Origin of the sequence: Nocardia tenerifensis NBRC 101015 (genome assembly GCF_000308715.1) — a bacterium.
Lineage (GTDB): Bacteria > Actinomycetota > Actinomycetes > Mycobacteriales > Mycobacteriaceae > Nocardia > Nocardia tenerifensis.
In genome coordinates, this window is record NZ_BAGH01000172.1 from 38,616 (window position 1) to 59,344 (window position 20,729).

At 67.9% G+C, this 20,729-nt stretch carries 17 protein-coding genes and 1 pseudogene; 13 read left to right on the forward strand and 5 right to left on the reverse strand.

The features are described from left to right. The first annotated feature begins 867 nt into the window (after window positions 1-867). From ON39_RS13765 to ON39_RS13815, 11 genes are all read left to right on the forward strand, one after another. The gene (locus ON39_RS13765; RefSeq protein WP_083894429.1) at window positions 868-1,989 is read left to right on the forward strand and encodes a polyprenyl synthetase family protein; all 1,122 of its coding nucleotides are present in this window, start codon (window positions 868-870) and stop codon (window positions 1,987-1,989) included. Continuing rightward, window positions 1,986-3,263 carry a hypothetical protein gene (locus ON39_RS13770; protein ID WP_040734312.1) on the forward strand — a complete coding sequence of 426 codons (1,278 nt, stop codon included), beginning with the start codon at window positions 1,986-1,988 and terminating at the stop codon, window positions 3,261-3,263. The genes ON39_RS13765 and ON39_RS13770 overlap by 4 nt, the downstream gene beginning before the upstream one ends. 55 nt (window positions 3,264-3,318) lie before the next feature. Beyond that, complete coding sequence (locus tag ON39_RS13775; RefSeq protein WP_040734313.1) at window positions 3,319-4,344, forward strand: fatty acid desaturase; 1,026 nt, start codon at window positions 3,319-3,321, stop codon at window positions 4,342-4,344. After that, window positions 4,335-5,141: a methyltransferase family protein gene (locus ON39_RS13780; RefSeq protein ID WP_040734314.1), complete on the forward strand. Its 807-nt coding sequence runs from the start codon at window positions 4,335-4,337 to the stop codon at window positions 5,139-5,141. Before ON39_RS13775 ends, ON39_RS13780 begins: the two co-directional genes overlap by 10 nt. Before the next feature lie 75 nt (window positions 5,142-5,216). Further along, window positions 5,217-6,257 carry a mevalonate kinase gene (gene mvk, locus ON39_RS13785; protein ID WP_051186588.1) on the forward strand — a complete coding sequence of 347 codons (1,041 nt, stop codon included), beginning with the start codon at window positions 5,217-5,219 and terminating at the stop codon, window positions 6,255-6,257. Continuing rightward, complete coding sequence (gene mvaD, locus ON39_RS13790; protein ID WP_040734315.1) at window positions 6,254-7,312, forward strand: diphosphomevalonate decarboxylase; 1,059 nt, start codon at window positions 6,254-6,256, stop codon at window positions 7,310-7,312. Before mvk ends, mvaD begins: the two co-directional genes overlap by 4 nt. Next, entirely contained in the window at window positions 7,309-8,388 is a 1,080-nt protein-coding gene (locus ON39_RS13795; protein WP_040734316.1) for a phosphomevalonate kinase, read from the forward strand. Before mvaD ends, ON39_RS13795 begins: the two co-directional genes overlap by 4 nt. Then, on the forward strand, window positions 8,385-9,473 hold the full coding sequence (gene fni / locus ON39_RS13800) for a type 2 isopentenyl-diphosphate Delta-isomerase (protein WP_040734317.1): 1,089 nt from the start codon (window positions 8,385-8,387) through the stop codon (window positions 9,471-9,473). Before ON39_RS13795 ends, fni begins: the two co-directional genes overlap by 4 nt. Next, the gene (locus ON39_RS13805; protein WP_211336249.1) at window positions 9,470-10,528 is read left to right on the forward strand and encodes a hydroxymethylglutaryl-coenzyme A reductase family protein; all 1,059 of its coding nucleotides are present in this window, start codon (window positions 9,470-9,472) and stop codon (window positions 10,526-10,528) included. The genes fni and ON39_RS13805 overlap by 4 nt, the downstream gene beginning before the upstream one ends. Then, complete coding sequence (locus ON39_RS13810) at window positions 10,525-11,697, forward strand: hydroxymethylglutaryl-CoA synthase (protein WP_040734318.1); 1,173 nt, start codon at window positions 10,525-10,527, stop codon at window positions 11,695-11,697. Before ON39_RS13805 ends, ON39_RS13810 begins: the two co-directional genes overlap by 4 nt. Further along, complete coding sequence (locus tag ON39_RS13815) at window positions 11,694-13,211, forward strand: flavin-containing monooxygenase (protein ID WP_040734320.1); 1,518 nt, start codon at window positions 11,694-11,696, stop codon at window positions 13,209-13,211. Before ON39_RS13810 ends, ON39_RS13815 begins: the two co-directional genes overlap by 4 nt. A gap of 5 nt (window positions 13,212-13,216) precedes the next feature. On the opposite strand, the gene ON39_RS13820 is transcribed toward ON39_RS13815, so the two are convergent. Genes ON39_RS13820 through ON39_RS13830 form a run of 3 tightly spaced genes read right to left on the reverse strand, consistent with a single transcriptional unit; the run spans window position 13,217 to window position 15,175 of the window. Beyond that, on the reverse strand, window positions 13,217-14,464 hold the full coding sequence (locus tag ON39_RS13820) for an RNA polymerase sigma factor (protein WP_040734321.1): 1,248 nt from the start codon (window positions 14,462-14,464) through the stop codon (window positions 13,217-13,219). Next, a complete protein-coding gene (locus tag ON39_RS13825) occupies window positions 14,461-14,799 on the reverse strand; it encodes a YciI family protein (protein WP_040734323.1) in 339 nt (112 codons plus the stop codon). Before ON39_RS13825 ends, ON39_RS13820 begins: the two co-directional genes overlap by 4 nt. A 7-nt stretch (window positions 14,800-14,806) precedes the next feature. Continuing rightward, on the reverse strand, window positions 14,807-15,175 hold the full coding sequence (locus tag ON39_RS13830; protein WP_040734324.1) for a YciI family protein: 369 nt from the start codon (window positions 15,173-15,175) through the stop codon (window positions 14,807-14,809). Between the two features lie 176 nt (window positions 15,176-15,351). Between ON39_RS13830 and ON39_RS13835 the strand changes: the two genes are divergently transcribed. Beyond that, window positions 15,352-16,245 (forward strand): TIGR03619 family F420-dependent LLM class oxidoreductase, encoded by an 894-nt coding sequence (locus ON39_RS13835; RefSeq protein ID WP_040734326.1) that lies wholly within the window; start codon window positions 15,352-15,354, stop codon window positions 16,243-16,245. Between the two features lie 242 nt (window positions 16,246-16,487). Here the strand turns inward: ON39_RS13835 and ON39_RS13840 are convergent, their stop codons facing one another. Next, complete coding sequence (locus ON39_RS13840) at window positions 16,488-17,099, reverse strand: TetR/AcrR family transcriptional regulator (protein WP_040734327.1); 612 nt, start codon at window positions 17,097-17,099, stop codon at window positions 16,488-16,490. Window positions 17,100-17,169: 70 nt separating this feature from the next. Here ON39_RS13840 and asnB point away from each other — a divergent pair. After that, window positions 17,170-19,005, forward strand: a pseudogene (gene asnB, locus ON39_RS13845) (asparagine synthase (glutamine-hydrolyzing)). A 107-nt stretch (window positions 19,006-19,112) separates the two neighbouring features. Here the strand turns inward: asnB and ON39_RS13850 are convergent. Then, complete coding sequence (locus ON39_RS13850) at window positions 19,113-20,543, reverse strand: sugar porter family MFS transporter (RefSeq protein WP_040734328.1); 1,431 nt, start codon at window positions 20,541-20,543, stop codon at window positions 19,113-19,115. Between the last annotated feature and the right edge of the window lie 186 nt (window positions 20,544-20,729).

Genomic DNA, 20,729 nt, shown 5'->3' on the forward strand with positions numbered 1-20,729 from the left:
CGAGTTAGTGGAATGCCCGATTTCGATGCGGCTCAGCCCCTCTCGCCGTACGTACCGATCATCATGTTACCGCACAGTAGCCGCAAAACGCTCGTTAACACAACAGCAGCCGAGACCCGTTGTGCGTCAGCACTGTTCGGACGTGGGAGAACGGGACGCACCACCCCCGTCCGGCATGCCTGCCTGCGATGCAGCGCCGCAGCACCCGACCGCGCGGGCCGTCCCGGAGCGAGGCCCGACGCCCCATATGGCTGGGGTCTTGCCACCGTTGTTTCGACTGTGTAAAGATCACCCCCGCGTCACCCCGGGCCACACAATGGCCACGAATAACGGTTTACGACAAGCCGTTTCGGAGGTAGTCTTCTCCGTTAGACAGCTGATCGATCCCTACCGGGACAACGATGGCGTCGGTATCAATGGTGATGCGTAGATCTTCCGGCCTGACGCCCTTATGGGGGCTGACTTAGTTGGTGGCGAAAGGGATTCCGGCGCATCGGCTCCTGGGTTCGAGCTGATCAGCAGACGGAAACGGAATGCGCGGACTCCGCGCACATTCCTCGTAGTCGAGCACGATCCGGTAGGCCGCAATGCCGCCGTCTATCGATCGTACGCCGACGATCGCATTGTTGGATACACCGCACTCACCCGTGCACGCACCAATCATGGTGCTGTCACGCGCTTTTCACCCGCCGACCGAGCCTCGGCCCCGACCGAGGCCGCGGCCTTCGGCATGGACGGCGCCCCGGGACGACACTGCCGTCGATCCCCCGTGGGCGCCTCGACTGACACCCGACATCCGCCTGTCGCCTGGTTGCCCGCCGCGCACCCGGCCGGGCGGCCGCGCTGACGCCAAAGGAGTTCACCGCCATGGAAAATCCCACGTCACCGCCGGGACACCGGCAGCTCTCGCGCCTGGCCGTACGGGTGGAACCCCTGGGTGACCACGCGCCGAACGGGTCCCGACGGCCGAGCACCGTGGAGACAGTCGCGGGCGGGCATCCCGCGATCGGACAGGTGGACACCGCGGCGCCGCGCATCGACAGACCGGCAGCCATCACCGAACGGCTCCTCGAAATCCTCGTCACCGGAGGGGAATTCGACGATATCTACCGGCACGTCCTCGCCGCGCCCGGCAAACGGGTCCGGGCAGGCCTGCTGCTCGCCTGCGCCCATCTGCTGCCCGACGCCGAGAAGGTGCCGCTGTCCGACGCCGTCGACCTGGCCTGCGTGATGGAGATGTTCCACGAGTCATCACTCGTGCACGACGACATCTGTGACGGTTCACTATTGCGCCGCGACGCCCCGTCGGTACCGGCCGCGTTCGGCATCCGCACCGCGGCCCGAGCCGGATTCCACTTGGCTGGCAAGGCTTTACAGGTCATGGCACGGGTACTCGCCGACAACCCGGCGGTTTTCGCGCGGCTCGGCGAGGTCCCCGGCGTCACCTACCTCGACCAGCTCTCCGACCTGTCCTTCGGTCAGCTCGTCGAGACCTTGCCCCCCGCCGTGGACGACGCCGCCCTGCGCAGGCACTACGAACTCGTCGCGGGCGCGAAGACCGGCACGCTGTTCCGGCTGTCCTGCTCCTACGGTGGCACGGCGGGCGGACTCGACGACGAGGGGTTGCGCGCCGTGATGCGCTACGCCGAACAGCTCGCCCTCGCCTTCCAGATCATGGACGACGTCCGTGACGTCGAGGGCGACGCCGCGCTCGGCAAGGACGCCTGTGGTGACCTCGAGCGGCGGGTGCTGACCTGGCCGGTGATCGAGTGGCTGGCCCGGCGGCCCGAATCGCGCGAATTGTGGTTCTCCGAACAGACTTCCAGCGCGGTTCTGCAGGCGGAGCTGATGCACAGCGGGGCGACCCGGGCCGCGCACGACGCCGCCGTCCGCGCCGCCGAGACGGCCCGCGGGGCGCTGGAAGTGTTCCCGCCGTCGGCCGGGCGCGACCACCTGTGCGACCTGGCAACCCGGGTGGTCTCCCGATGACCGCGGGACGGCTGGGCAGCGTGGTCTACGGCCTGCGGCACCTGCGCCGCGCGCCGGACCTGGACACGCTGCGGGCGGCGGGCTCACCGGAGGAGCTGGCCCGGCTCGCGCTCATCCCGGCGGCCCGAAACCTCGGTGTCGCAGTGAGTTTCCTGAGCGCCGGCCATCGCGCCGAGGCCACCGCCGCGCTGCTCGCCTGCCGAGTGCTCGACGCCTACGAAGACCTGATCGATCGCCCGCTGGCGAGCAGCGCGGTGCGGACCGCGGTCGGGTACCTCAACGGCGACGTCGACACACCGCCACCGCTGCTGCACGCGGTCGCCGTCCGCGACAGCGAGGCGGTCGACCTCGTGCTGGCCGAACGCATTCGGGATGTCCGCGCACTGCTCGCGGCGCTGCCCGCCGAAGGCCGCGAGCGGGTCGGCCGGATGCTCGTCGACGTCGGCGAGGTGATGGCCCGCAACCTCGAGTCGCCGCTGTCGCGGACGGCCTACAGCGAGGGCGTGCTCGGCCGGGTGGTGCTGCACGCGTGCACGCTGGTCGCCGAGGACGCGGGCGCCGAGGTCGAGGCCGAACTGGGCGAGCTCGCCGGCTGTGTCGGCGTCACCGCGCAATTGGCCAACGACCTGCGCGACAACGAATTGGAGATCTACGGCGTCGCCGACCGCGCGGAACTGACTCGCGCCGTGATGCTTCGGCTGCTGGCCCCGGCCCTCGGCTGCTTCGCGCTGCTGGCCAGGATGCGCCCGCGCACCCCGAGCGCGGGCGCCCGGGCGGCGATGGCCTACATGGCCATCACGACAACCGCATTCCTGTGCGGCACAGTCGATGCGCCCGCGCCGTACCCGCGGCGGCTGCGCCTCGGCGCGTCCATGCTGGCCGCCTGCTCGCCCCGATACTGGGCCACGATGCAGCGGCGCGTGCTGGGCTCGGTCGACGCGGCGATCCATCAGCTGCTGGAGTCCTCGCCGGACCTCGCGGCGGGCACGATCGAAGCCCCGGATGTGTTGACGCTGACCGACTCTCGCCCACTCGCGACGACCATGGCGCCGCTGGTCGTCGACACCACCTTCGCCCTGGTGCGTGCCCTGCCGGAAGCGCCGCTCACCGGCGAGCTGGCCGGCACCGAGGTCCGCCGCATGATGGTCGCCGATCACCTGGCTTTCGCCGCGCTGGAACGGATTCCACCGCGCGACGCCGACGCGATGCAGGCCCTCGCGATGAGATTTCAGCTCGCCGCCCTCGATGTCCCCACTAAAGGAGGCCGCCTTTGAACACCGTCTCACCCGTCCCGCACGCGAACCATCACGCCCTCCAGGAGGTGCTCCCGTGAGTACTGTCACACCCCGTCCGGGCTCTCGCGCCGGCGCGAAAGCCTTATCGCCCGAGGAGATTCCGTTCAGCCGACGGGTGCTCAAGCTCGAGCATCCCGCGAATATCGGCCCGCTGCTGCACATCGTGGCCTGGGTCGGCTTGCTGGCCTTCGGCCTGCTCGCGCCGGTCGCCACCGAGTGGTACGTGGCGATCCCGCTCATCATCGTCCTGACCCTGCTCAACTTCTCGCTCACCATCGGTGTGCTGCACATGCACACCCACCGGCCGCTGTCGGTGTCCAAGAGGTTCAACCGCTTCGTGGACCTGATGTGCTGCCTGCCCGCCACATTGACCGCCGCGGAGATGCGCGAGGTGCACATCCTGAACCATCATCGGTTCAACGACGGCCCCGGTGACGTCACCTCCACCGAGGGACGCGAACGCGGGTTCGGCGCGATCTGGTACTGGATCAGGTACGGCACCATCGTCAAGAAGCACACCATCAGGAAGGTCTTCGCCGCCGACGCCACCGACGGACAACGCAAGCGGCGCAACCAGTTCCTGTTCGACATGACCGTGACGCTGCTGCTGATCGCGGCCACCTGGATCGCCACCGACACCTTCCGGTTCGTCCTGTTCTACTGGGTGCCGTTCGTCATCACCCAGGTGAACTCCGGCTACTTCGCCTGGCTGACGCACGCACCGGCGCGCGACTTCGAGGACGACCCGAGCAAGTCGCTCAACACGGCGGGCAACATCCTCAACTTCTTCATCTTCAACCAGGGCTACCACAGCGTGCACCACCGCTACCCCGGCGTGCACTGGAGCCAGATCCCCGACAAGCTCGACTTCATGCGGCAGGTCGATCCCGGCGTCATCGTGCCGTACTGGATGACGATCAACTCCGCCTGGCGACTGGTCAGGCCCGGCAACGGCTGGCTGAACGCGCCCTACGGTGAGCGCTGGAAAGTCAAGCTGGACAAGCGCATGGAGGAGGGTAAGGTCCGCGCGCGGTACCTGCCCTGGTTCGCATGGGTGTGACCACGACGCCACCCCCGGTGCGGGACGTCCTGACGGACCGTCGCAGGCTCGTCCCGTTCCTGCTCGCCTTCGCCGTCTACGGCTTCGCGGGGCTCACCGTGCCCCTGATGTTGCTGTTCGCCGGGGGCTGGTGGCTACCCAAGACGGTCGACCGCGGACCGCATCTGCCGACCCTGCCCTCGATCGTCATCGACGTGCTGCTGCTCGCGCTGTTCGGCCTGCAGCACTCGGGGATGGCCCGGCCGTCGTTCAAGGCGTTCATCACCCGCTGGGTGCCGGAGGCCCTGGAGCGGACCGTGTACATCGTGATGGTGTGTTCGGTCGTCTGGGTGATCATGCTGGCGTGGCAGCCACTGCCGCAACAGGTTTGGGCCACCACGGGGACGGCCCGGACCGTGCTCGACGCCGGATTCTGGCTCGGCTTCGTGCTCGTGTACGCGGCCACCATCCTGCTGAATCACTTCTATCTGCTCGGCATCAGTCAGGCCTACCGGCAGTACGTGACCAGGGTGCCCGACGCGACGGTCGATCAGTTGCAGGTGCACGGGCCGTATCGGCTGGTGCGTCATCCGCTGATGACCGGTCTGCTGCTCAGTTTCTGGTTCGCCGGCACGATGACCGCCGGGCACCTGCTGTGGGCGGTCGGGCTGACCGGCTACATCCTGCTCGGCACCTTCCTGGAGGAGCGTGACCTCATCGCCCGGTTCGGCGCGGCCTACCGCGCCTACGCCGCCGAGGTTCCCGCGTTCTTCCCGTCACCGCGCAGCCTTTTCCGGCGCTCGACCCACCAACCCTGAGGACCGACCACTCGGCGCTTCCCCTGCCCCGGGGAAGCGCTGTCGGACCCTGCCCGAGATGGGAGATGAATCGACGTGACCAGTCAGCGTGTTCACGAACGCGGCGGAGCGGCCGCGGACCCGGGCAACATCCGGGGCGCCGGGCGCGCCCACGCCAAGACGATCCTGGTGGGCGAGCACACCGTTGTCCACGGCACGCCCGCCCTCGCGTTTCCGTTGCCCGCGTTGTCGGTTCGGGCGATCGCGGGCCCCGTCGGGGCGGTGAAGGTCAATTCTTCTGTGGGACAGCAGCTTCGATTCGTCACAGAGAGTACGAGCGACCAGACGGAGCCTATGTCCGGGCCGCGGGTCGCGGTCGAGGAGGCACTGCGCCGATGGGGAAAGGCCGGTGCTGTCGTCGAAGTGGTCGTCGACTGCGCCATTCCGCACGCCCGCGGTCTCGGCTCGAGTGCCGCCTGCGCGGGCGCCGCGGTACGGGCGGTCGCCGATCTCTATGGCGAAAGCCTGGACGCCACCGAGCTTTACGAGCTGGTGCAGCGCGGCGAGCAGGTCGCGCACGGCCGGGCCAGCGGCGTCGACGCCAGTGCCGTTTCGGCGGACGGGCCGATCTGGTTCCAGGCCGGAGTGTCCCGACCGCTGACCATCAACCTGGACGCCGCCCTGGTGATCGCCGACACCGGGACCTACGGCGCCACCCAGCGTGCGGTGGCCGCCGTACGCCGCAAGCTGGAGCGAGAACCTCTGCGCGCCAACCGGTTACTGCGCCGGGCTGAGGAACTGATCGGATCCGCCGCCGCGGACCTGTCCGCGGGGCGCGCCGAACCGCTGGGCAGCACCCTGCTCGCCTTCCATGACCTGCTCGACGAACTCGGCGTCAGCACACCGCAACTCGACAACCTCGTCACCGCGGCGATGAAAGCGGGCGCGCTCGGCGCGAAACTGACCGGCGCGGGTCACGGCGGCTGCGTTCTCGCGCTCACCGAGACGGGCGACGCCGAGCGGGTGAGCGCGGCGTTGCGCCGAGCGGGCGCCGCGCAGACCTGGATCCTCGGGACCCGGGAGCCGCACACGACTCCCCTGTCCCCCACGATGCCGGAACGGGATACCCGCCGATGACATTCACCTCAGCATCAGATCTCGACGCCGCGCGGCGTCCCGAGTCCGGAGCCACCGACGCGGACGCGGCCGTTGCGGTCGCGCATCCGAACATCGCCCTGGTGAAGTACTGGGGCAAGCGTGACGAGGCGTTGTTCCTTCCCGTCACCGGCAGCCTGTCGATGACGCTGGACATCTATCCGACGACGACCGCGGTGCGGTTGATCGACGAACCCGCTGATGTCGTCGTGCTCAACGGCCGGCCGGCGGTCGGCGAGGCGTACACCAGGGTGGCCCGGTTCCTCGACCTGGTTCGTTCTCGTGCGCACCGCACCGAACACGCCATGGTCGTCTCCACCAACGCCGGACCGACGGGCGCGGGCCTGGCCTCCTCCGCCAGCGGGTTCGCCGCACTGGCCACCGCGGCGGCCGCCGCCTATCGGCTCGACGCGGACGACCGCGCGCTGTCGAGGCTGGCGCGGCGGGGCTCCGGATCGGCCAGCCGATCCATCTTCGGCGGGTTCGTGGTGTGGCACGCGGGCGACGGCGACGGCACCGCGGGTGATCTCAGTTCCTACGCCGAGCCGATCGGCGGCGAGGCGCTCGACCCGGCGCTGGTCGTCGCGGTGGTCGACCACGCGTCGAAGGCGGTGTCGAGCCGGGATGCCATGCGGCGCACCGTCGCCACCTCGCCGTTCTACCGGCCGTGGGCCGATTCGTCCGAGATCGATCTGGTCGAGATGCAGAAAGCGATTGCGCGCCAGGACCTTCCAGCGGTCGGCGAGATCGCCGAGCGCAACGCGTTGGGGATGCATGCCAGCATGCTCGCGGCGCGGCCGGGGATTCGGTATCTGTCGCCGCAGTCGATCGCGGTCCTGGACGCGGTGCTCGCGCTGCGCGCCGACGGTGTCGCCGCGTACGCCACCATCGATGCCGGGCCGAATGTCACCGTGCTGTGCGCGCGTGCCGACGCGGCGCGAGTAACCGCCGCGCTGCGGGCCGTCGGCGACTTCGTCGACCCCCGAACGGCACACCTCGGCCCCGGCGCGACCCTCGTCCCGGGCGAGGACCGATGATCACCTGTCGCGCTCCCGGAAAGCTGTTCATCGCAGGCGAATACGCGGTGGTGCAGCCGGGGCATCGTGCGGTGCTCGCCGCGATCGACCGCTATGCGACCGCGACGGTGCGTGCGGCCGAGGGCGATACGACACTGCGTTCGGAACTCGATGGCGGCGGGACGCTTTCGTGCCGGCGCGACGGCGACCGACTGGTGCCGTCGACCGTCGACTCCCGTGTGCCCGAAGCGTTCGCGTATGTCTTCGCGGCAGCCGAGGTCATCGATCGGCTGATTGTCGAACGTGGGGCTCCGGCACGGCCTTTCCACCTGACGATCAGCACCGACCTGGGCGATACGGACGGCAGGAAGTTCGGCCTCGGCGCGAGCGCCGCCGTGACCGTCGCGACCGTCGACGCACTCGGGCAGTTCCACCGGCTCGACCTGAGCGCGATGGACCGATATCAGCTGGCGATGCTGGCAACCATCTCGATCAACCCGCGCGCCTCCGGGGGCGATATCGCGGCCAGCACCTGGGGCGGCTGGCTCGCCTACCGCTCGCCCGACCGCGAGCACGTGGCCGAACACCGCGGGGTGGACGCCGCACTCCATGCGCCATGGCCCGGACTTTCGGTGCGTCCCCTGCCGACACCGACCGGACTCGCGATGCAAGTCGGTTGGACCGGGGTACCCGCGTCGACACCGAAACTCGTTGCCGGGCTGGGTGACAGGCGTCGTGACCGTTCTGCCTTCCTGTCCGACAGCGACCAGTGCGTCGAGCGACTCGTCGACGCGCTCGAGGCCGACGACTCGCTCGCCATCCAGCTCGAAATCCGCCGTGCCCGAGCGCTTCTCACGGAGCTCGACGCGACGGATCGCCTGGGCATCATGACGCCCCGCCTGCAGGCACTGTGCGATGCGGGCGAGGCGGTGGGCGCCGCGGCCAAACCCTCGGGCGCCGGCGGCGGCGACTGCGGCATCGCGCTCATCGAGCGCACCCGCGCCGCGGCGATCACCGAACTCACCGACCGCTGGGTCAGCGCCGGAATCCGGCCGCTGCCGCTGCGGATCCACCCGTGCGAAGGGGCCCGCGCATGATCGCCGACCGCAAGGACGACCACGTCCGGCACGCCGTGAACCAACACCGCCACGGCGCCAACGATTTCGACTCGGTCACCTTCATCCACCACGCCCTCGCCGGCCTCGACCGCCAAGACGTGTCGCTCGGCGTGGACTTCGCCGGGAAGCACTGGGAGACACCGCTGTTCATCAACGGGATGACCGGCGGCAGCAGGCAGACCGGAGAGATCAACCGCCAGTTGGCGATCGCGGCCCGGGAGACCGGGATTCCCCTCGCGTCCGGATCGATGAGCGCCTTCTTCCGCGACATCTCGGTCGCCGACACGTATCGGGTGCTGCGACAGGAGAATCCGCACGGCTTCGTCATGGCCAATGTCAACGCCACCGCGACCCTGGACCAGGCCCGGCGGGCCATCGATCTGCTGGAGGCCGACGCCTTGCAGATCCACCTCAACGCGGTCCAGGAGATCGTCATGCCCGAAGGCGACCGCTCTTTCGGGTCCTGGCCGCGGCAGATCGAGCACATCACGGCCAACGTGCCCGTTCCGGTGATCGTCAAGGAAGTCGGGTTCGGTCTCAGCAGGCAAACCGTCACCTGGCTGCGCGAGGCCGGTGTCGCGGTGGCCGATGTCGGCGGCCGCGGCGGCACCAACTTCGCGCGGATCGAGAACGATCGGCGCAGCGCGGCGGATTTCGCCTTCATCGAAGGCTGGGGCCAGTCCACGCCGAACTGCCTGCTGGACTGCGCCGGCGTCGTCGGCCTCGACCTCGCCGCGTCCGGCGGCCTGCGCTCGCCGCTCGACGTCGCCCGCGCATTGGCGTTGGGCGCCAACGCGACCGGTGTAGCGGGCGTCTTCCTCGAGACCCTCGTCCGGCAGGACACCGCGGCGCTGGTCGGGATGATCCGGACGTGGCTCGACCAGCTGCGCGACATCTTGACCGTGCTCGGCGCCCGCACCCCCGCCGATCTGGCCGGCTGCGATCTGCTGCTCACCGGCGAGGTCGCCACCTTCTGTCAGCTGCGCGGCATCGACGCGGCCGCCTATGCCCACCGCAGTCTCTGGTGGAGCGAGTCCGAACGACCACAAAGGAGCCACCCATGAATGACATGTCGCACGCGGCCGTCCCGCTGCAGTGGGTGGGACCGCTGCGTATCACCGGCAACACCGTCGACGGCCTCGTCGACGTTCCGTTGGCCACCTACGAATCACCGCTGTGGCCCTCGGTCGGCCGCGGCGCGCGCGTCGCGACCCTGACCGAAAAAGGTGTCGTGGCAACGCTTGTCGACGACCGAATGACCCGCTCCATCCTGGTCGAGGCCGACGACGCCTACACCGCGCACACCGCTGTGCGCCGGCTGCGGGACGACTTCGCGCGACTGCAGGAGGTGGCCGCCGGTAGCAGCCGGTACGCGAAGCTCATCGACCTGCACCACCAGATCACCGGGAATCTGCTGTTCCTGCGTTTCGAGTTCAGCACCGGCGACGCCTCCGGCCACAACATGGCCACGCTCGCGGGCGACCACCTGATGGACCACATCCTGGCAACGCTGCCCGGCCTGCGTTATGTCTCGATCTCCGGCAACTACTGCACCGACAAGAAGGCGACGGCCGTCAACGGGATTCTCGGGCGCGGCAAGAACGTCATCACCGAACTGCTCATACCCCGTGAACTGGTAGCGACGAAGCTGCACACCACCGCCCGGCAGGTGGTCGAGCTGAACATTCGCAAGAACCTCATCGGCACCCTGCTTGCGGGCGGAATCCGTTCCGCCAACGCGCATTACGCCAACATGCTGCTGGCCTTCTACCTGGCCACCGGGCAGGACGCCGCGAATATCGTGGAGGGCTCCCAAGGCATCACCCACGCCGAGGACCGCGACGGCGACCTCTACTTCTCCTGCACGTTGCCCAATCTGATCGTCGGGACGGTCGGCAACGGCAAACACGCGAGCTTCGTCGACGAGAACCTGGCCCGGCTCGGTTGCCGGGAGACCAGGGAGCCCGGCGACAACGCCCGCAGGCTCGCCGCCATCGCGGCGGCCACCGTGCTGTGCGGCGAATTGTCCCTGATGGCGGCACAGACCAACCGGGGCGAATTGATGCGCGCCCACACCCAATTCGAACGGCCCACCGCAAGCAACGGAGTACCACGATGACCACTACACCGGTCGGCATCCACGACCTTTCCTTCGCCACCACCCACTACGCCCTCGACCACGCGGTGCTCGCCGAGCGTTTCGGCGTCGACCCCGACAAGTTCCATCTCGGCATCGGCCAGGACAAGATGAGCGTCGCCGCCGCCGACGAGGACATCGTCACCATCGCCGCGGCCGCCGCCAAGCCCATCCTCGACCGGCACGGGGTCGACAACATCCGCACGGTGCTCCTCGCCACCGAAAGCGGTGTGGATCAATCGAAGTCGGCCGGCCTCTACCTGCACCCGCTCATCGGCCTGCCGAACACCGCGCGCGTCGTCGAGCTCAAGCAGGCCTGCTACAGCGGCACGGCCGGGCTGCAGTTCGCCGCGGCACTGATCGCGCGCGACCCGTCGGAGCGCGTGCTCGTCATCGCCACCGACATCGCCAAGTACGAACTCGACAGCCCCGGCGAGCCGACGCAGGGCGCCGCGGCGGTCGCGATGCTCGTCAGCGCGAATCCGGCCATCCTGCAACTGGATCCGTACTCGGGGCTCTACAGCGCGGACGTGATGGACTTCTGGCGCCCCAACTACCGCACCGAAGCGGTGGTCGACGGCAAGACCTCCGTCAACGCCTACCAGAAGGCCACGCAGGAAGCGTGGACCGACTATCGGCGTCGCGGCGGCCGCGACCTCACCGAGTTCGCCGCCTTCTGCTACCACCAGCCCTTCACGAAGATGGCCTACAAGGCGCACCGGCACCTGATGGAGAGCCAGAGCCACACCGCCGACGCGGCCGCGATCGACGCCGCGATCCGCGACACCACCTTCTACAACCGCACCGTCGGCAACAGCTACACCGCCTCGGTCTACCTCGGCCTGGCGTCGCTGCTCGACCACGCCGACGATCTGGCGGGCAGGCCGCTCGCCTTCATCAGCTACGGCTCGGGCAGCGTCGCCGAATTCTTCAGCGGCACTGTGCGACCCGGCTACCGCGAGCATCTCAGGACCGAGGCCAACCGGGCCGCGATCAGCTCGCGGGAGCCGCTCGGCTACGACCGCTACCGCGAACTGCACGAAGCGCAGGCGCCCACCGACGGCATGTACCACGCCACCCGCGCGGAGACGAGCCGCCCGTTCCGGCTGGCGGAGATCTCCGGGCACAAGAGAATCTACGAGGCCCGATGAGCGACAACATAACCCGTGCGCGCAGCGAGCCGCCACCGCGTCACACGCGGATATTGATCATCGGAAGTGGTTTCGCCGGGCTGGGTTTGGCGGTCCGGCTCAGCCAGCAGGGGTACACCGATTTTCTCGTACTCGAGCGCGCAGACGACGTCGGCGGTACCTGGCGCGACAATACCTATCCGGGGGCCGCCTGCGACGTGCCGTCCCAGCTGTATTCGTATTCCTTCGCGTTGAATCCCCACTGGTCGCGCTCCTTCTCGTCGCAGCCGGAGATCCAGCGGTACATCCGGAGTGTGGCGGACCGATACGCGGTGCGCGACAAGCACATCTTCGGCTGCGAAGTGACGGCCGCGCGCTGGAACGACACCGCGGCCCGGTGGGAGGTCCAGACCACCAGGGGCGCGTTCACGGCCGATATCGCCGTGTCCGCCGCCGGGCCCCTCTGCGAGCCGAAACTGCCCGATATCAAAGGGATTCACACATTCCGGGGCAAGATCTTCCACTCGGCGCGCTGGGATCACGACGCGGACCTGACGGGCAAGCGGATCGCCGTCATCGGCACCGGCGCCTCCGCCATCCAGATCGTGCCGTCCATCGCGCCCGCCGCCGCACGGCTCGACGTGTACCAGCGCAGCGCGCCCTGGGTGCTGCCACGCGTGATCCACTCGTACAGTCGGCCGGAACGCTTTGCCTACCAGCATATTCCCGGTCTCCAACGACTGGTGCGCGCGGCCGACTACGCGTGGCGGGAGACGTTCGTCCTCTGGCAGAACAAATTCCCACCCGCCGCGGCGTTGATCGCACTGATCGCGTATATCAAGATGCGCTGGGAGATAAGAGATCCGGCATTGCGCCGGAAGGTGCGCCCGAACTACCGGATCGGGTGCAAACGGATGCTGATCTCCAACGACTACTATCCGGCGCTCGGTCGCGACAACGTCGACCTCGTCACCGACGGCATCAAGGAGATCCGGGAGCACTCGATCGTGTCGAGCGACGGCACCGAACGCGCCGTCGACGCCATCGTGCTCGCCACCGGCTTCCGCGTCGCCGACTCACCGACGTTCGACCTGTTCACCGGCCGGGACGGGCGCACGATGTCCGAGGTGTTCGACGCCGAAGGGGTGCAAGCCTACAAAGGCACGACCGTCGCCAACTTCCCGAACGCCTTCGTCCTGCTCGGCGCCAACGCCGGGTTCAACTACACCTCGATCATCTATGCCATCGAATCCCAGATCACCTACGTGCTCGACGCCATCGCGACGCTGGAACGCCGCGGCGTACGCACCTTCGAGGTCCGAAAGTCCGCCCAGGACAACCACAATCGGCTACTACGCGAAAAGACCGCCGGCGGAGTCTGGCTGACCGGCGGCTGCACCAACTGGTTCACCGACAAACACGGCCACAACACCGCCCTGTGGCCCGACTTCAGCTTCCGATTCCGCCGACTACTCCGCAAATTCGACCTCGACGCCTACGAAACGACGCCGAGCGTGGTAGCGGTCGCCGACTGAAGGACTCAGCGACCGGGATCCAACCGAGTCGCTCTGTCCCGTAAATAGCGTTGTTCGGGGAGGCTTGTGGTGCGCCGGGCCGCTGTTTCGTAGTTCGCTCGCGCTGCGGCGTACTCGCCTGCTTGCTCTTGGAGGTGGGCGCGGACGGCGTAGAGACGGTGGTGGCCGGCGATCCGGGGATCGTCGTCGAGTGTTTCCAGCAGTTCGAGTCCGGTCCGGGGCCCTCGCGTCATCGCTACCGCGACAGCGTAATTGAGTGTGACCATCGGGTTCGGCGCGATCCGGCAGAGGATGCCGTACAGGATGCGAATCTGTTCCCAGTCGGTGTCCTCGGCTCGCGGCGCCTGGACGTGCAGTGCGGCGGTCGCCGCTTGCAGCTGGTACGGGCCCAGCGGCGAGGCGGACATGGCGTCGGTGATCAGGGCGGCGCCTTCCTCGATCAGGTTGGCGTCCCACAGTTTTCGGTCTTGTTCGGCCAAGGGTATGAACGCGCCGTCCGGGCCGGTGCGGGCCGCTCGGCGGGCGTCGGTCAGCAGCATCAGCGCCAGCAGCCCGGTGACTTCGCCGTCGGCGGGCAAGGATCGGTGCAGCATTCGGGTGAGCCGGATCGCCTCCGCGGTGAGCTCACCGCGGTGCAGGTCGGGTCCGGAACTGGCGGTGTAGCCCTCGTTGAAGATCAGGTAGAGCACATGCAGGACCGCGTCCAGCCGCTCGGCCCACTGCTGCGCGCTCGGCATCGCGAACGACGCTCCGGACGCTTTTATCCGCTGCTTGGCACGGCTGATCCGCGGCCCCATGGTGGCCTCCGGCACGAGGAAAGCCCGCGCCACCTCGGCGGTGGTGAGGCCGCCGACCGCGCGCAACGTGAGCGCGACCTGCGAGGCGGGGGTCAACGCGGGGTGGCAGCACAGGAACAGCAGCGCGAGCGTGTCGTCCTGATCGCCGGCGGCTGCGTCGCCGGGCGGCGAGAGGTCGATGTCCGGCGCTTCCTGCACCGCCGCGGTGATCTCACGGCGGCGGCGGGCCTGTTCGCTGCGTACGTGATCGACCAGCCTGCGGGCGGCGACGGTGATCAACCAGGATCGCGGGTTCTCCGGGAGTCCTTCGCCGGGCCACTGCATCGCCGCGGCCAGCAACGCTTCCTGCACCGCGTCCTCACACTTCTCGAACCCGCCGTGCCGGCGCAGGAGTACGCCGAGGACCTGCGGCGCCAGTTCGCGCAGCAGGTCCCCGACCCGTTCGGACGTGCTCACATCTCCATCCCGGCCGAGTCCATCAACGGTCGCACCTCCACGCCGCCGACCCGCTCGCTCATGATCGACGCGGCCAATTCCAGTGCGCGTTCACGGTTTTCGCAGTCGACGAGGTACTGGCCGGCGACATGATCGGGACCCTGCGGATACGGACCGTCGGTCACCGTCACCACACCGTCCCGCACCCGTACGACGGCACTGATGGACGGGTCGGCGAACACGTGACCGCTGATCAACTCCCCTGTCCGCGCGGCCGCGGACAGGAACCCCTCGTGGTCGAAACCGTCTCCCGGCAGGGCCGCGGCGTCCAGATAGAGATTCAGCAGGAACTTCACCGTGGGCTCAATCGTCGGCTGTACCCGCGAAGACGACCGGCCGCACCTCGATGCCGAGGCCCTCGACACCGGCGTCGGGGATGAGCGCGGCCAGCTCCAAAGCGCGCTCCCGGCTGGCGCATTCCACCAGGTAGTAGCCGCCGAGGTATTCCTTCGCCTCGAGGTAGGGCCCGTCGGTCACGGCCTGCACACCGCCCCGCACCCGGACCACGGCGCTCTCCGACGGGTCCGCCAGCGCGGTGGTGCCGAGCATCTCCCCGGACTTCTTGACGGTCTCCATGAACGCGCCGTGGCCGCTCATCACCTCGTTGCGCTCCTGCTCGGTCAGCGCATCCCAGACCTGCGGGTTGCTGTGCATGATCAACAAGAACTTCACGTCGTCTCCTTCAAGGTTCGCGGCACCGTCTTCGAGGCGCCGTTCACCATCAAGTCGGAGCCCGTATCGCATTCTTGCGGTGCCGGGGGACGCAAAAAATATCCGCCCGCTCCGACTATCCGCTGAGGACGCCCCCACCTGGGCGTTCCCTGTCCAACGGCTACTGGAGTATAGGAATGAATCTTCCCCGCATCGGCGTCAGCCTGCCCTACATCGACCCGTACGCCGGACCCGAGGCGGTCGTCATGGTGGCGCAGGCCGCCGACCGGCTCGGATTCCACGCCGTGTCCGCCAGTGACCGGCTGCTCATCCCCACCGGACCGCACTGGAACAACGATGCGGGCCTGCCCGAGTCCCATGCCTGGGACTCCCTGGAGGTGCTGACCTGGGCCGCCGCCCACACCAGCCGGATCCGCGTGACCACCGACATCGTGAACTCGATCTTCCAGCCGCCCATCGTCCTGGCTCGCAGGCTGGCCACGCTCGACCGGCTGTCCGGCGGACGGGTGGACGTCGGTATCGGCCAGGGCGGCGGCACCCGGGTACCGCCGTTCTACATCCCCGAGGAGTTCACCGCCGCCGGGGTGCCGGCCAGCCGCCGAGGAGCCGGATTCGTCGAGCACATCGCCGCGATGCGGGCGTGCTGGGCGCCCGACCCCGTCGAGTTCCGCGGTAAGCACTACCAGATCCCGCCGTCCATGGTCGGCCCGAAACCAAGCCGCGCCATCCCCCTGTTCATCGGCGCGATCACCCGCCACACCATCGAACGGGCGGCCCGCATCGGCGACGGCTACATCACCACCGCCATCGACTGGGACGACACCAGTACCCACGTCAGCTGGTACCGGGCGGCCGGCGGCACCGGCACCGTCGTGGTGAACGTGATCGTGGGACGTGATCCCCTCTCCCCCAACGCCTTCACCGACGCCGTGCTCAACGAACTCGACCACGCCACCGCCGTCGGCGCCGACGAGGTGCACATCGCGCTCCACCTCATACCCGCCGACCCGCGACAACAAGTCGAACTGCTGGAAGCGCTGGCGACCAGGCTCGAACTACCAACGGGGTAAACGCGATTCGGCGCCCGCACGCTCGGTATCCGCGTGCGGGCCGCCTCGGCCGCCGAGACCGAGCGAAGCCAGAATGCCGCAACGCAGCTCGACCATGGTTGGGCCGCAACGCGATTCGCCAACTCGTGAATCCCACGACGGACTCATCGAGATCGCGCATGCCACCGAATCGCCGCCAGCGTGAACCCACTGAAAGGATCGGCGGTTCCAACCCTCGGTAGAGCCGCGGCCGTATGGTCGATTCAGCGGATATCGAGGTCGCCCGCCGCACTGATCGCCAATGCCAGCGCGCCGTCGATCGCCTCCTGGAAGGTCCCGCCTGCGCGCATCGCCGCTCGGCCGCCGGCGAACAGCGCACCGCACAGCCCACCGACCAGGACCGCGGCCCGCACGTCGTCGATAACATCGGGAAACGCCGCACTCAACGCCTGAGCGAGCCGATCCTCCACCTCGAAGAGGCGCTGCAGGGTGGCGGCGCGCAGCGACGGAACCGACATCAACAGCCGAAGCCGGGCGGCCTCCAGTTCACCCGACGGGTCACGGGGGCCGCCCGCCATCTCCCGCAGTATCGCGTGCATGGACTCGGCGAGCACGTCGCCGATGTGCGCGCCGTCGGGCCGGGCCGCGATCGAGGCGAGGCCGACGTCGAGCAGTTCGCCGCCCTCGGCGAAGAGCACCGCCTCCTTCGTCGGGAAGTGGTTGAAGAAGGTCGCGGGCGAAACCTCCGCCGCCGCAGCGATTTCGGTGACGGTGGTCTCGTCGTAACCCTGTGCATCGAAGAGGCGGTACGCCGCTTGCGCGATGGCCGCCTTGGTTCGCTGCTTCTTGAGTTCGCGCAGCCCCGGTTCACCCATAGCCGCAGCTTACTATATCGACAATAAAGTTATAGTTGCTAGAACTTTAGAGTCTCTCTAGTATTGTGGCATGTGCGGAATCACCGGATGGGTCGCCTTCCAGCGCGACCTCTCGACAGCGAACAAAGACATCGATGCGATGACGGCGACCATGGCATGCCGGGGCCCGGACGACGCGGGCGTCTGGCGCGCGCCCCACGTCGCCCTCGGCCATCGGCGACTGGCCATCATCGACCTGGACGGCGGCGCCCAGCCGATGACCATCGACACACCGGAAGGTGTTGTCGCCATGGTCTATTCGGGCGAGGCCTACAACTTCCGCGAGCTCCGCGTCGAACTGCGGGCGCGTGGGCAGCGGTGCACCACCGAGTCCGATACCGAGGTCGTGCTGCGTGCCTACCTGGAGTGGGGCGCGGCGTTCGCGGAGCGGCTCAACGGCATGTACGCCTTCGCCATCTAGGATTCGCGCATCGATCGGCTGGTGATGGTGCGGGATCGCCTGGGTATCAAACCTTTCTACTATTACCCGACCGCCGACGGTGTGCTGTTCGGTTCCGAGCCGAAGGCGATACTTGCTAATCCGTTGGCCGACAAGGCAATCGATGTGGATGGTCTGCGCGAGCTGTTCGTCGTGTGCGCCCGGCCCGAGCAGGCGGTCTGGGCGGGCATGCGCCAGGTGCAGCCCGGCACGGTGGTGACGGTCGGCCGCGAAGGAATTCGCACAACCGAGTATTGGTCGTTGTGCACCGCCGAACACCGCGACGACCGCGCGACGACGGTACGGACCGTGCGCGAGCTGCTCAACGATGCCGTTGCCCGGCAACTGATCTCGGACGTACCACGCGGCGTCCTGCTGTCCGGCGGTCTCGACTCATCCGCGTTGACGGCGCTCGCCGCCGCGCGGTTGCGCGAGACGGGCGAGCAGGTGCGCAGCTTCAGCATCGAGTTCCGCCATCAGGAAGAGGATTTCGTGCCGGACGAGTGGCGGTCGACGCTCGACGCGCCCTACGCTCGCGCCGTCGCAAGCCATGTGGAATCCGCCCATCGAAACATCACGTTGGACAGTTCGGCACTCGCCGACCCCGCGGTGCGGGGCGCGGTGGTCCTCGCCCGTGATCTACCTTCGGGTCTCGGCGACTCCGATGCCTCACTGTATTTGCTGTTCAAGGCGATTCGTGAGCACTCGACCGTGGCACTGTCCGGTGAGTCGGCGGACGAGGTCTTTGCGGGCTACCGCTGGTTCGACGCGGCCGCCGAGCACGGCCTGCACACTTTCCCCTGGCTGACCGTGCTTCCGCCGGAGTTCGTGCAGCGCACCAGACTACTCGACCCCGACCTGACCGCAGCCCTGGATCTCGCCACCTACCTTGCCGACAGCTTCGCCGACGCGACCGCCGAAGTCGTTCGCCTGCAAGGCGAAACGGATCTGGAGTTCCGCATGCGCCGGGTCTCCCACCTGCACATCACCCGGTTGCTACGCACCCTGCTCGACCGGAAGGATCGCATGAGCATGGCCGTCGGCCTCGAAGTCCGTGTCCCCTACTGCGACCACCGCCTCGTCGAATACGTCTACAACACCCCATGGTCACTGAAAACCTTCGACGGACGAGAGAAAAGCCTGCTTCGCGCCGCCACCGCCGACACCCTCCCGCGCGCCGTCGTCGACCGGGTGAAGAGCCACTACCCCACCACCAAAAACCTCGAATACACCGAGGCGATCCGCATGCAAGCAGCCGATCTGCTAGAGACACCGCACCATCCGGTATTCCAGCTATACGATCGCGACGCCGTGACCAAGGCCGTCGACCTCCCCGCGGACCAGGTGCTCGATCCCGACCGCTTCGACCTCGAACAACTCCTCGACTTCGCGATCTGGCTCGACCACTACCACCCCCGCCTCCCCTGAACAGCACAGCCGACTCCGATATTCGGGTGATGGTGGCCGAAATCCAGCCACCATCACCCGTTCGTGTTCACAGGCTTCTTATGTGCTCACTGCCCGTGAACGCTGCTTCATTCGGCACTCCCCGCCGCCGCATCGGCCCGCCGCCCATGCCCGAAACGGTTACGCAGCGCGGTGTCTATCTCGTCGTAGCCCCGGTTCTTGGTTTCGGGGACGAATCGCGTGACGAACAGCAGGCCAAGCAGGCAGATCACGCCGAAGACGAGGAAGGTCTGGCCTTGGCCGAGAACGCCTGCCAGGGGCAGGAATGCTTGGCTGACAACAAAATTCGAGAACCAGTTGACGGTGGTGGCGGCGCTGGAACCGGCGGCGCGCGATTGCGGCGGGAAGATCTCGCCGACGATGACCCAGAACACGGGGCCGAGCCCGCCGGCGAAGCTGGCGATGTAGAGCACCATGAACACCAGCGACAGCCGCGGGCTCATCTCGATGATGAAGGACAGGCCGAGCAGGGTCACGGCGACCAGCATGCCGAGCAGCGAGACGACGAGCAGCAAGCGGCGGCCGAAACGGTCGACGGTTCCGATCGAGACCACGGTCATGATCAGGTTGACGAGCCCGATGAACACCGAGTAGAAAATCGAATTCGACGCGGTCAAGCCGGTGTTCTCGATGATGGTGGGCGCGAAATAGATGATGGTGTTGATGCCGCCGAATTGCTGAATCGCCGCCAGCGTGACCCCGACGATCAACGCGGGACGCACCGGAGCCGCCAGCAGGGCACGGACACCGGTCACCTGCCTCGGGGTCTGCCCCTCGTCCTGCCGAAACCGCTGAATCACACGCTCGGCGAGCTCGCCGCCCGCCACCGAGGTGACCAGCTTGCGGGCCTCGTCGACGTGTCCATGGGCGAGCAGCCACGCGTAGGACTCGGGAACGACGAACACCATGCCCAGGCACAGCACCACCGCCGGAACGAGTCCGACCGCGAACATCGCGCGCCAGCTCTCGCTACCGGAGAACCCGAAATCGACCAGGTAGGACACCACGATGCCGACGGTGATCATGAGCTGGTTCATGCTCAGGATCCGGCCCCTGATCGGCGCGGGCGAGATCTCGGACAGATAGACCGGCACCGTCGCCGAGGCAGCGCCCACCGCGAGACCGAGCACCAGCCGTGCGATCAACAGCAACCAGTAGTCCTGGGCGGCCACCGCGATCAGCGTGCCGACGATGAACACCGCGCTCTCGATCCCGAGTGCCTTGCGCCGTCCGAGGCGGTCGGCGATGCGCCCGGCCGACATCGCACCGATCATCGCGCCGATCAGCAGCACACTCACGATGCTGCCCTGCTGCACGGAGTTCAGGTCGAACTCCGCGCTGATGTAAAGGAGCGCACCGGAGACGACGCCGGTGTCGTAGCCGAAAAGAAAGCCGCCTACCGCGATGACCGACGCCCAGAAAACGACTTTGCGTTTGCCGGCCGCCGGGATCTGCTCCAGCGGCCCGTCGACTCCCGCAACCTGTGAGAACCCCTGCAAAGCACGACTCCCGTCACCTACTGGCTATCGCTGACAGTGAAGTGGAAACGCCGTACAGGTGATGCGCGAGCTCCAACACCGTTCGCCCTCGGAGACGCCACGGAATCCGACAGTCGAGTACCTGAGGATCATACGTGCTGCACCGATCCCTGGTCCGCCGGTCGCCGCTTCGGGTGCCGACCCAAA